Source organism: Hoylesella enoeca JCM 12259 (assembly GCF_000613405.1).
Taxonomy (GTDB): Bacteria; Bacteroidota; Bacteroidia; order Bacteroidales; family Bacteroidaceae; genus Prevotella; species Prevotella enoeca.
This window is the reverse complement of record NZ_BAIX01000012.1, coordinates 46,951-59,065: the sequence shown is the minus strand read 5'-3', so window position 1 is coordinate 59,065 and position 12,115 is coordinate 46,951. Positions and strand designations below refer to the sequence as shown.

Here is a 12,115-nt window from a genome sequence, read left to right as displayed (position 1 = left end):
GTGGACTGCCATTGAGTAGATTTCATCGTCCTCAAATCCATTGCAGCCACTCGCCTGCACTTGGTTCAAGATGTAGGTTACACACTCCTCGATGCTCTTGTTAGGCTTCATCAAGTTGGGAGCAAACAAAGGGTCTGTCGCTGCACGCTGATTGAGATACTCGGCTATTGCTCTCGTAAAATGTTCTGTTCCTTTCATATCGCTTAGTATTTAGGGATTTCTACAATTTGGTTTATCTGTCCGCAAAGGAAACTTCTTAGGCTGGTGCGGTCGGGTGCATAATACTCTGACCAATGTCCGTATTGATTGACCAAATACTTCTTCAATACGTCCATAAAGTCAAACCGATAACCCATTAGGGGAACGGCTGTGCGGAAATAGGTGTTGGTGTTCACCGCTTCGGCAAGCCAATTCTTTTCCTCACGGCTCATTCGCTCCCCACGATTGAGTTTCAAACGTAGGAGATACACCTTACTGCCACTCAGTCTGTCCAACGGCTCAACGTCCCACTGCACAAACTTAGTTGCCACCAAACGCTCACTTTCATCAACCACCGAACTTATGCGGTAATGAGAGGAGGAGCTATATCCTTTTTCTTTCATCGAAGATGTGATATTTACTTTTTGCTGTTCCATAATGACATTTTTTTTTATGCGTCCAAAGATCGGAGTATGCTGATTCCTTTTTGTAGCAATAAGAAGGTAGGGGGCGCAGCCGGCACAAGGTTTTGCAGGAAAATACTACCCGAAATGAAATGTAGGTGTGGAGATTTTCCGTGCAAACCAAAGGCACAGACCTTGTGCAAGCCGTAGCCCCTTACTACCTTTGCGAATAAAAAGAAATCAGCACCGACTTATGGCACATCAAAGTGGAATAGACGGACGTGAGAAGCGAAAGTGCAACGCCGGTATGGAAAACGAAAAAGGGTGGCTACCTCACGCGAGATAACCACCCATAAAGAAGAATGAATCGAAGAATATCTTTCCTTGTGCGCTCAGAGCACACAGAGCAGGATTGCCACGATGGCGGCAAGCCAGAACAGCCAACACAGGATTGTAAAGGTTACTTGCAGAATAACTCTGACAATGAAGCGTAGTATCAGGAAACCGAGAATAACTGAAACGGCGGTTACGACTTGCGGCGTAACGATCTTCGAAATGAGGTAAACTGCACCGATAACGATGGAAAGCAGAACGGTGAGTTCGATGAAGCGTGTCCAACCGAAGTGGCGGACTTGCTTGGGAGAAGTCGGCGGCTGCCTGTTCTTATCGGTTTTGTTCGATGCGTCTGCCTTGATGAAGGCAGGTGTGTGAACATCTTGATTCATGATGATTGTATTATTCATAATCGGGGCTTTTAATAGTTTCAAGAGCGATAACAAGATGCGCAGACTACACAAAGACAAGTGTTTGCAAAACTCTTGACGTGTGGAGTGGAGCGTTTATCTTGGCTCTTGACACTACAAAAGCCCCCGATGGTGAAGTATCAAGTCATGTTCTCACCGCCTATCGTTGGCAGACCATTGACCTCGATGAGCAGCACGATGGTACCGGTCAGCTCGGTGTACAGTTTGTCGTATTCTGTACCTGCCGCAAAGTCGTCCGTGAGTTCGTACTTGGCAAATACCGCTTGAATTGCCTTGTTGTTCAGTAAAATTAGTGCTAACCTTTCGGGAAGCGGACTTGGCAGCTCCTTCTCAAACTCCTGCTCCAGCACGGAAACAAGGGTATCATACTTTGAGAAATGCAGGTTGTGGTACAGCACCTCGCTTGCCATCGTCTCTGCTTCGGGGTAGGAGAAACCTTGCGCCACGGCATCGCAGTAAGCCGTCAATGCCTCGTCTGCACGAGTGTTTACAAACGCATTGTCGTTCACTCTCTCAGGAAAATGTTCTCCGAGATACGCTTCCAACTTCAGACGGAAGTAGGAAAGTTCTTTCTTTGTTGTTGTCATAAGTCTTAATGGTTTGTTATTATAATAGGTGTATCAATCTTCTTAGTATAACGTCGCTTGGTAGCCTTTGCTGGTGGAGCACTTGCGAAGTCGAACTTATCCAATTTCTTGGATACAGCAAGCATATCGTTCTCTATCTTCTTGTTCGTTATGCGGGCATAAAGCTGAGTTGTAGTTATACTTGTATGTCCTAACATCTTGGATACAGACTCCACAGGAACTCCCTTTGTGAGCATCATCGTGGCAAAGGTATGTCGAGCCATGTGAAAGGTCAAGTTCTTGTTGATACCGCAAACATCGGCTATCTCTTTCAAATAAGAGTTCATACGCTGGTTGCTGAGAATGGGTATCAATCTACCATTTTTAGCTTTGCCCTCATACTTCTTGATAATAATCTTCGGAATGTCGAGCAAGAGGATATGGCTTAGTGTATCGGTTTTCTGACGTGCTGTTACAATCCACTGCTTGCCGTCCATCGTTATGATATTGTCGGGCGTAAGATTGGCTACATCAACGTAAGCCAGTCCTGTAAAGCAAGAGAACAAGAAGATGTCGCGAACATTTACCAATCGTTGCGTTGCAAATTCCTTGTGCATGATGGTGTCCACTTCTTCGTCTGTCAAAAAGCCACGATCAACTCTTTTGGTCTTGAAGTGGATATTGAGGAATGGGTCGTGATTAAACACTCCAGCCTTTCGACCAAATATGATAACCGTCTTAAAAGTCTTTAAGGTCTTGATGGCCGTGTTAAAGCATTGACCAACTACGGTTTTAAGATAGACGTCGAAATCGTGAATGACGATAGGGGTAAGCTCAATGATATTGAGGTCAGTGCGTGCATACTTTTCTTCAAGGAACTTGGCAAAGTGACGCTTGCAAATATCAAACTTGCGATAATTTGCTTTTGTAACTCCACAGCCAATCTGTGCATACATATCATTATTATACTTGGTAAACAATGAAAGAACGGTCTCCATATCCTCACGTTTACCAAGATATTCCGATTTGATGCGTTCAAGGCTGAGTTCTTCTGAGAACTCCAATCGTTGGAATATCATCTGAAGGTCTGTGCTGATGCTCGTCAGTTGTGCGTTGGTAGCCAAAGCCTCCTTGGTTCGTCCCCGTACTTTACCCAGTGTGCTATCCCACATTTCGGATCAACACTAACGCCTGTTGTGCCGAGTGCCATTCTTTCTCCATTAAGATGGATACGCATCATAACCGATGCTTTTCCTTCTTTGTTCAAATAATTGCTTCGCAGATAGAAGCTTGTTCTGAAAATACTCTTCATACTTACAAGTTTTTAGTGCAGAAGTAAATCGTGCTTTCGACCCGTTTAAGGGTGAGTTACGCGTTATTTTTACAGCTGCAAAGTTCGACATAATTCTTTGAATAACAATGAAGTATGCGGTATCTGTGTGTACTCTGTACGGTATCAGTGGCTACAATTTTACAAAGTCGATTTTTTCTGTAGCCATATTGTAGCCAGTTGGGAGTATTTTGAGCGTTTCGGCGGTATCTGTATGTACTCCCAAGCAGGGAAGTATATAAACGAATAATCGCCGCAACTCATTGAAGTTACGGCGATTTTCTGATTTAATCAATCCCTTGTAAACTCTTGTTCAGAGTACATCGAGTGGAGCTGGTGGGAGTCGAACCCTCGTCCAAACAGGGAAACCATACGCTTTCTACACGCTTATTCCGGACTTCGGTTTTCGTGTCGCGGCAAGACCCGGACCACCAACTGCAACCTTATCCTCTATTATTTCATACGACAAGCGAGGCTTTGCCGCACTATTTCCGATTTGCTTGCACCGCTTGATCAAAGAACTTCGGAACAACAGCCTTTGAGCGATGTCTCGTCCTGTCACCTGGTGACGGGATCAAGCCAGTAACCTACTGTGCTTCGGTTAGGCAGCGAGAGCGTAGTTATTTTCGCCAATTAAATTCTTGATAACTGAGATTATGGAGCCAGCCACCGATGCTCCGCGTGCTTACGTACCATTTCATCCCGCTGTCAAATCCAGTCAACCCCATGATTATTCGGTGCTGTCTGCCAGAGAGAAAGCATGCAAAAATATAACAAATCAATGAAATCGGCAAATAAATCGTGTCTTTTCTCTCATTAAGATGTTAATTAATGTATTTTCTGATGAGTTTGTTTGCGTTTTCGACAGCTTCTTTTTCTGCAACGAAGCGTATGATACCGTAATTCTGTCTTTCCCTTTCATGCTCAATCTCTTCGATATTTTAAGATGTGCTGCGAATTCACAGCTGTTGTCGGTGGTGATGGTCTTCAAGGATTCCCTGTATGGGAAGAGCAGCGTATTGCTGTCGGACGCTCCCGGAGGATGATGGCGCCCCCTGCCGCAGTGTTTTTCATGGAATTAAAGCTACGCCTAAACCAAAAACATTGCGTTTCTAAATGGAATCTTCATGTGAAAAAAGAGTTTGCTGGTTGACAAATATTGGCTGACAAATGGTTGTGTATAAACGAGAAAGAGGATATTGAAGACAATATCCTCTTTTGCTTGCTGTTGTGATTCCGTTGGGGTTCGAACCCAAGACCCACAGCTTAGAAGGCTGTTGCTCTAATCCAACTGAGCTACGGAACCATCCAAATATCGCGTGCAAAAATAGTGTTTTTTATCGTGATATGCAAATTTTTGTTTGCCTATTTGTATTTCTTGATGAGATCATCTGCGCGCGAATCTCCCAAGTCTTTGGCTTTTTGAAGCGCTTGCAGACCGGCAGTCTTATCTTTGTTTTGTACAAGTGCCACGCCGAGGAGAACGTAACCGTCGGCATAATCGGGGGCTAATTCAATGCAACGACGAGCACTTTGAATGGCCTCTTTCAGTTGGTTGACGCGCAAATGTAGTGAAGATTTCTCTGCCCAATATGTAGGCTCATCCGGAGTGAGCAAGATGGCGCGCGCGATATCATTCAATGCCTGTTGGAATTGACGTATTTTGATCTCGCATTGTTCCCTTGTGTAATAGAATTGGCTGCTAATCGGTCGCCCCAGCATCAGTGAATCGTATAGATTATAATCTGCAACAGCTTTACGATAGTCGCCTACCGACTCCCATTCTGCGCCTCGTGCCAGGACGTATGGCGCTGCAACACTATTCAATGGCTGCGGACATGCGACTACGGCACTGTCTAACAAAGCCATAATCTCGCTTTTCGGCGCTTTGAGATGACTCTTGCATTGGGCCGCTTCATAGTATAATTCACCATTGCGAAGAGGTGTTTTCGTTAGCGATAGGAACAGATCATAGGCTTTCTGATAGTCGCCTTTACCGTAAATGATCTGTGCTTGTTGATGTAAATACAGTGGTTGTGGATTGATTTCATAAGCTTTGCGAGCTTCGTCGAGCGCTTTGTCGAGATTCCAAGCAGTGAAAGGTTTGTCGTTTTTATACATTTCCTTTTGATAGATGACCTTGGCATAACTCGAATGAGCTTCATCTTTTTTGTCAACTTGCTTGATAGCTGTTTCCATTTCGGTTGCTGCAGCACTGAATTGATCGCTATTGACAAGGCTCAGTGCGCGTGCCGTGTAACCGTCTGATAGCTTCGGAAACTTGCGGATGAAAGCATCCACGTAACCCATTCGCTGCAAAGAGTCGCGTCGATCATTGGCAAGCATCAGCGTGAGCAGCGCATCTTCTTGCTTATCAGGCATCCCGGTACGGATTCCGCAACGGTTGAGCACGGGGTCATTGATAGACAATCCAGTCAACGTAAAGCTGTTGATAAATCGCGCATCGGTTGCACATACATCCGAATTGGCCGTGGAAAGTTGGAGCAAACCGATCACTTGCCCATTTTGGTTGACGTAAGGCGATCCGGTGGCGTTGTCTGGTGCCAGCGTGGAGAATATATAGTAGGTGTACGTTTGCATAAAGGTCTCTACGCTTTTGATGGTTGCCGACTGAATATCGGGGGCCTTCAACGAATAGCCGACAAGCCAAACCTTGCTCCCAGAGGCCGCAGGTGACGAAGCCAATGGCGCTCCGACCGTGGTGCCGTTGACGCGAAACTTACATACATCGTATAACTCATTGGCGCCGATTAACGCTTCAACATCGAGTTTGTTGCCCTTGGCATCGACGACAACGGCCCTTGCCGCACCCACGAAAGGTGTCCATGCACTGATGGCTGTGCCTTGGTTGTCCACGAAAACGCCTCTGCTCGAAGCAAGAATAGAACCGTCTTGCTTGAAAGTTGTCAGTGTGAAGACAGATTTGGCAGCGTTTTTCACAGTGCTGCTCTGTGCTTTTGCGCCTGCAACAATGATAAGCAGGCCAATCCATAAGGTAATTATCTTTTTCATATTCATATCTTTAATAAAGCCTTGGCATTGGTGATTGCAGCCTCGGTAATGTCGCTCCCGCTCAACATCTGCGCTATTTCGCGCACACGTTGATTATGGTCCAACTCTTGCATGCGACTGATCGTGCCCTTGGCAGTTTCTTCTTTCGATACTTTATAATGTGTAACGCCCTGCGCAGCGATTTGAGGCAGATGCGTAATACTGATCACTTGGCGATGTTGTCCGCCCATTTCGCACATCATCCGAGCCATTTGTTCGGCCACACGACCGCTTACTCCTGTGTCTATTTCATCGAAAATGATGGTCGGGAGTTTAACGGTGCCGCTGATCATAGCCTTCAATGAGAGCATCACGCGTGCTATTTCGCCGCCCGAAGCTACATCGCTCACAGGTTGCATCGGTGTGCTTCGGTTGGCACTGAACAAGAAAGCCACTTGATCTGCACCGTCTTCCGAAAGCGATTTTTCGGTCATTTGCACCTCAAAGCGCACGTTGGGAATACCCAGCGGCACCAATCTCACTTGCATTTCCTGTTCGATTTGTCGGGCCGCAGCAGTTCGTCGAATCGTCAGATCCTTTGCAATCTTTCTGCATCCGGCCTCATATTGAGCTACTTTTGCTTCTTGTTCTTTCAGATCTTCATCGCTATTGTCAATGCCACTGATTTGCTTTTGCAGTCGGTCGGCTATCTGAATGAGTTCCGAAACCGATTCAACATGGAATTTATGTTGCAACGAATAGAGCGTGTCCAATCGTTCGTCGACGGCCGCCAAGCGTTGAGGATCGAATTCGACGGTCTCTGATTGTCTGTCGATTTCGTGCGAAATGTCTTTCAATTCGATATAACAACTGTCCAAACGAGAAGCCAAATCTGCAACATCGGGATAAAGATGCTCGATGTTGTGCAGTTGATCGGCTGCCGTGTTAAGGCTTTCCACGACGCCAGTATCATCTCCCGTCAGTAAGTTTTGAGCAGAATAAAAGGCTCCTTTGATCTCTTCGGCATGATTCAAGAGCGTTGATTCCTGTTCAAGTGATTCCTGTTCATCAGTGTCTAACTGTGCTTCTGTCAGCTCTTTAAGCTGAAAACGAATAAAGTCTTCATTATCCCGACTCTCATCAACGGCTTTTCGCATTGCCATTAACCGTTTTTCGGCTTCCCGATAAGCGTTAAACGCCGTGCGATATGCCGTTAGTTGTGCATTGTCTTGTGCCAGCGTGTCGATCACCTTTAATTGAAAGTCTTCTTTATTGAGCATCAGGTTCTGGTGCTGACTATGTATATCAACCAGTTGTTCGCCTAGATCTTTCAGCGCAGAGAGCGTCACCGGTGTATCGTTGATGAACGAACGACTCTTGCCGTTGGCGTTGATTTCGCGTCTGAGAATGCAATCTTCGGGTTCGTAATCAATGTCGTTGTCGATGAAAAATTGCTTGCGATCATAGCCTGAGAGATCGAAATGTGCTTCGATCACGCATTTGTTTTGACCTAATTTGATAGCTTTGCTATCGGCACGATTGCCTAAAAGCAGGCCGATAGCACCAAGGATGATACTCTTTCCGGCACCTGTTTCGCCCGTAATAACCGAAAAACCGGGATGAAAAGCGATATCCAATTCATCGATCAGCGTAAAATTCCTGATGTATAATTGTTTCAGCATGTCTTAGTTTTTGATTTTTTCCCACGCGTCTTGTTGACTGGCATTGATGGAAAAGAGCAGATCATAGATGCGTTCTTTCTCTTTCGGCGTGCCTTTTCCGCTGTAAATCTGAGCCAACTCATCACGTTTGAAATCGGTCCAAACCTGTGGAAGTGCACTCAAAGGCTTGTCGTCGTGGCATTTCCGCAAGTTTTCTTCAAGTGCGGTGGATATATTGGTGCGCCCTCTTTCCGTATTGTTGACCATCTGGTCCAGACCTTTTCGATAGTAATCGTATTGTAATTGTCGGAACGGTTGCATCGCTCCATCCAAATAGTCATTGATGAAAGCAAAACGATTGCGACTATCTTCAAATGCTTTCCACCCCGAGAAGGGTAGTTGCTGGGCGTTGTTCACAAGATTCATACATCTTTGCAAGACGCTCTCTCCACCCATTGGGGCAAAGCTGTCGAGGTTGATCCCGATGATGAGATAGGCATAATAGGCCACCAAAGCTGTGAGTTGATTGTCTATTTGTTCATCGTTAAAGTTGAGTTGATCAAACTGTGCAAACGTGAAATCGAAGTGGTTATCGGTGTTATTATATAAAGTGGTGGTGTAAGCAGCATTGAAAACAGGTCGGTTAGCTTGTATCTGAGCCTTGCAAGTGAATGTGTTTGCCGTGGCATCATAGGCTGTCACGGTGATGTTTAGGTTGCAAATAATGCGTTCGTTGGGCTGGAATTGTAGATCGGTCCATTGTCGTTCGTTGATGAATTGCTCCAATGTGCGTTGTAAATTATCAAAAATGGCAGCGTCGGTACGCTCGATCTGACCGTGATTGACTGTTACCCGCATCCGTAATTCTTGTGTGTGGGCAGACAAAGTGATGCTTATGGCAAGCAAAATCGTTGCAAGTGATCTGTTGATGAATGATTGGCCACTCATCAATAGATCCCTAAAAGAATTTACATAATTCATCGATGATGTCGCGAGCAACCGCTGTTTTCGGTTTCTTTTCAAATGGTTTGATATCCGTTGGTGATATGATCGTAATCTGATTATCATCGCTTTGGAAAGTGGTTCCTGCATTTCGGGTGCTGTTGAGCACAATAAAATCAAGGTGTTTCGATATGAGTTTATGTCGCGCATGAGCTTCTTCATCATTCGTTTCAAGTGCAAAGCCCACCAACCGTTGGTTTTTCGTCTTTCGTTTGCCTAACTCTGCGGCGATATCGAGTGTCGGTTGCAAGCGGATTGACCATTCGTTTCCCTCCCGTTTGATCTTCGTCGCAGCTGTTTGAACTGGTTTGAAGTCGGCAACGGCGGCACATAAAATAGCGGCATCAGCCTTTTCGAAATGCGAAAGAGTTGCATCATACATCTCTTTGGTGCTTTCCACGTCAATGCGTTGAATTTTTTCGGAGCATGAAAGATGTACCGGACCGGCGATTAACACCACTTCTGCACCCCTCGTTGCACATTCTTCGGCTAATGCAAAGCCCATTTTCCCACTCGAATAGTTACCTATGAAGCGTACTGGATCAATCTTTTCGTAAGTTGGTCCGGCTGTGATTAATATGCGTTTTCCCGCTAATGAAGAGGATGTGGTAGCTTGCTGAGTTTTAGAAAAGAAGTCATTCAGACTCTCAACGATGGTTTCCGGCTCTGCATCCTGCCTTTTCCTTCGAGTCCACTGGCTAAAAAACCGTTTCCGGGAGCAATGATTCGGTTGCCCAAAGAGCGAAGTCGTTCAAGGTTTTGCTGTGTTACAGGATGTGCCAACATATCCAAATCCATCGCAGGAGCAATGAATACGGGGGCTTTCATCGATAAATAAGTGGTGATGAGCATGTTGTCTGCAATGCCGTTGGCCATCTTTCCCAATGTGCTTGCTGTGCAGGGAGCAATCAACATGGCATCAGCCCAAAGCCCAAGAGCTACATGCGAGTGCCACGTTCCGTCTCTTTGGGCAAAGAAGTCGCTGATAACAGGATGCTGACTCAGCGTTGCCAGGGTAACGGGCGTGATAAATTCTTTGCCGGAAGGCGTGATAACTACTTGCACTTCGGCGCCTTTCCGGACGAGCTCGCGTATGATCAAGCATGCTTTATACGCTGCAATCGACCCCGTTATGCCTAAAACGATTTTCTTTCCAGTCAACATATTATCGGCATTTCTGCTCATTTTGCATTGAATTCTCTTAATCGAATGCGAGTAAGAACTTGTTTGGTGTTATTCGTGAAGTCGCCGGCCAGCATCCAACTGTAATATCCCGGGTCTCTATGCAGCACGTCGCAACAGCCCATCCTTTGTATTTCCCGAAGTTGAAAACTTCTTGTTTGCGTATGTTTCCTGCTTGATCAAGCAATGGTTTACCGTCTTTATCGGTCAATTCTTTCCAAACGATACGCCCGGCAAAGTCTACATTGTCATTAATCTTTGAGAATTCGTCCAGAAAATCCATATTATTCGGCAATGCACGATCGGCTTCTTCAGCTTGACTTGGATCATATTTTGAGAGCTCTCCTTGTAAAACGCGATATGTTACTTCTGCATCTTGGTCGGCTCTATGTGCTTCAAAATCTTCTTCCATCTTTCTTCCACAATAGAATTTATAGGCAGCAGCAAGGTTGCGACGTTCCATTTTATGAAAGATTATCTGTGCATCAATAAGCCGGCAACGTGAGAAATCGAAATCAATACCTGCTCGCAAGAACTCTTCTGCAAGCATCGGAATGTCGAAATGATTTGAGTTGAAGCCAGCAAAATCGCATCCTTTAAACTTCTCTGACAGCGAAGCGGCCAGCGATTTGAATGTTGGTGCATCGGCAATGTCGGTATCCGTGATGCCCGTCAGCATAGAAACTTCTTTCGGAATAGTCTTTCCCGGATTCACAAAGATATTTTCACGCTCTTCTTTTCCATCCGGATACACCTTTATATAAGAGATTTGAATGATTCGATCATTCACAAGATCAAGCCCCGTCGTCTCCAAGTCGAAGACGATCAGGGGCTTTGTCAAATTCAGTTTCATATTTTATGGTTATTCGTTCAGCAACATCGGCATGATCAACATAAGCACGTCTTCGTTCTCTGGTTGCATTACCGGAATGATGATTCCGGCCCGACTGGGATCTGCCAACTTAACGATCACTTCGTCACTCTCTAAATTGCTCAGAATCTCCGACAGCGAACTACCCTTGAATCCGATGTTCATCGCCTGACCATTGTAGTCGCAAACGAGACTCTCTTTGGCACTGGTTGCAAAGTCGATATCTTCTGACGACAATTCAAGTTTACCCGATTCCAAATGGAAACGTATCAATTGACTACTCTCACTGGCGAATGGAAGTACACGGCGCAAGGCTCCGAGAAGAGCTTTGCGATCAATAGTGAGCTGATTGGGGTTATCCTGCGGGATGACTGAATTATAGTTGGGATAACGCCCTTCGATCAATCTGCATGAGAGAATACCGTCTGAGAAGCGAATCTCAGCATTGCGATTGTCGAACTTAATGACCACATCACCACTGTCTTTGCTTAATACATTCTTCAAAAGTGTAGCCGGTTTTTTCGGTAAAATGAATGAAGCGGGAATATCGCTCTTGATTGAAAAGTTCTTGTCTCGTACCAACTTGTGCCCGTCACTGGCAACAATGGCCAGACTCTCGGCGGTGAGATCGAAGTAGATTCCATTCATAACGGGGCGCAACTCATCCTGGGCCGTTGCGAAAAGCGTGCGGGTGATATTGTCGTTGAGAACCGACGAACTGATCGTAATAGCCGTCGCACCGTCCGGAATTGGCTGAACACGAGGATATTCGTCGGCATTTTGGGCTGTGAAATTATATCGGCCATTTTGATACATCACATTAATCGTCAGCGCATTGAGGTCGATCTCGAATGAAAGCGGTTGCTCCGGCAGTTCTTTCAATGCATCGAGGATGGTTTTACTGGGTACAGCGAAGTTCCATCGCCATCGCACTGGTCGAGTGTAAGCACGGATTGCATGACGTTTTCGCTATCCGAAGCCGTGATGTGCAACTGATTGTTGCTTACATTAAATAAAAAACTGTCGAGAATAGGCAATGAATTTTTGCTGTTTATCACCCTTGCTAGTGTCTGCAAACGGTTGCTTAGAGCCGTACTGGATAATGTAAATCTCATGAATACTTGT

General features: G+C 45.5%; 7 protein-coding genes, 1 tRNA gene, 1 other RNA gene and 5 pseudogenes. All 14 read right to left on the bottom strand.

Annotated elements, in window-relative coordinates; all coding sequences use genetic code 11:
- Window positions 1–198 (bottom strand): PcfK-like family protein (locus JCM12259_RS05700; RefSeq protein ID WP_025065725.1); only part of this gene is annotated, 198 nt, incomplete at its 3' end.
- A gap of 5 nt (window positions 199–203) precedes the next feature.
- Window positions 204–635 carry a hypothetical protein gene (locus JCM12259_RS05695; RefSeq protein ID WP_004374602.1) on the bottom strand — a complete coding sequence of 144 codons (432 nt, stop codon included), beginning with the start codon at window positions 633–635 and terminating at the stop codon, window positions 204–206.
- A 359-nt stretch (window positions 636–994) separates the two neighbouring features.
- The gene (locus JCM12259_RS05690) at window positions 995–1,345 is read right to left on the bottom strand and encodes a hypothetical protein (RefSeq protein WP_025065724.1); all 351 of its coding nucleotides are present in this window, start codon (window positions 1,343–1,345) and stop codon (window positions 995–997) included.
- Window positions 1,346–1,485: 140 nt separating this feature from the next.
- Window positions 1,486–1,953 carry a DUF1896 domain-containing protein gene (locus tag JCM12259_RS05685; RefSeq protein ID WP_025065723.1) on the bottom strand — a complete coding sequence of 156 codons (468 nt, stop codon included), beginning with the start codon at window positions 1,951–1,953 and terminating at the stop codon, window positions 1,486–1,488.
- Between the two features lie 5 nt (window positions 1,954–1,958).
- Window positions 1,959–3,244 (bottom strand): annotated as a pseudogene (locus tag JCM12259_RS14055) (site-specific integrase).
- A 343-nt stretch (window positions 3,245–3,587) separates the two neighbouring features.
- Window positions 3,588–3,988: a transfer-messenger RNA gene (gene ssrA, locus JCM12259_RS16120) on the bottom strand.
- 104 nt (window positions 3,989–4,092) lie between these two features.
- Window positions 4,093–4,319 (bottom strand): annotated as a pseudogene (locus tag JCM12259_RS17855) (IS30 family transposase); the annotation flags it as partial.
- A 174-nt stretch (window positions 4,320–4,493) separates the two neighbouring features.
- A tRNA-Arg gene (locus JCM12259_RS05670) sits at window positions 4,494–4,568 on the bottom strand.
- A gap of 59 nt (window positions 4,569–4,627) precedes the next feature.
- A complete protein-coding gene (locus JCM12259_RS05665) occupies window positions 4,628–6,295 on the bottom strand; it encodes a tetratricopeptide repeat-containing S1 family peptidase (protein ID WP_025065721.1) in 1,668 nt (555 codons plus the stop codon).
- 2 nt (window positions 6,296–6,297) lie between these two features.
- Complete coding sequence (gene recN / locus JCM12259_RS05660) at window positions 6,298–7,956, bottom strand: DNA repair protein RecN (protein ID WP_025065720.1); 1,659 nt, start codon at window positions 7,954–7,956, stop codon at window positions 6,298–6,300.
- Between the two features lie 3 nt (window positions 7,957–7,959).
- Window positions 7,960–8,883, bottom strand: coding sequence for a type IX secretion system protein PorD (gene porD, locus JCM12259_RS05655; RefSeq protein WP_081784161.1), 924 nt, complete (start codon window positions 8,881–8,883; stop codon window positions 7,960–7,962).
- A 10-nt stretch (window positions 8,884–8,893) separates the two neighbouring features.
- Window positions 8,894–10,101, bottom strand: a pseudogene (gene coaBC, locus JCM12259_RS14050) (bifunctional phosphopantothenoylcysteine decarboxylase/phosphopantothenate--cysteine ligase CoaBC).
- A 17-nt stretch (window positions 10,102–10,118) separates the two neighbouring features.
- Window positions 10,119–10,972, bottom strand: a pseudogene (locus JCM12259_RS14045) (exonuclease domain-containing protein).
- A 9-nt stretch (window positions 10,973–10,981) separates the two neighbouring features.
- Window positions 10,982–12,105, bottom strand: a pseudogene (gene dnaN, locus JCM12259_RS14040) (DNA polymerase III subunit beta).
- Window positions 12,106–12,115 lie beyond the last annotated feature (10 nt).

What these genes read in the sequence shown, in the direction of transcription:
- porD (WP_081784161.1), bottom strand. Translation starts at nt 8,883, where the DNA reads ATGAGTGGCCAATCATTCATCAACAGATCACTTGCAACGATTTTGCTT.
- JCM12259_RS05690 (WP_025065724.1), bottom strand. Translation starts at nt 1,345, where the DNA reads ATGAATAATACAATCATCATGAATCAAGATGTTCACACACCTGCCTTC.
- JCM12259_RS05665 (WP_025065721.1), bottom strand. Translation starts at nt 6,295, where the DNA reads ATGAAAAAGATAATTACCTTATGGATTGGCCTGCTTATCATTGTTGCA.
- JCM12259_RS05695 (WP_004374602.1), bottom strand. Translation starts at nt 635, where the DNA reads ATGGAACAGCAAAAAGTAAATATCACATCTTCGATGAAAGAAAAAGGA.
- JCM12259_RS05685 (WP_025065723.1), bottom strand. Translation starts at nt 1,953, where the DNA reads ATGACAACAACAAAGAAAGAACTTTCCTACTTCCGTCTGAAGTTGGAA.
- recN (WP_025065720.1), bottom strand. Translation starts at nt 7,956, where the DNA reads ATGCTGAAACAATTATACATCAGGAATTTTACGCTGATCGATGAATTG.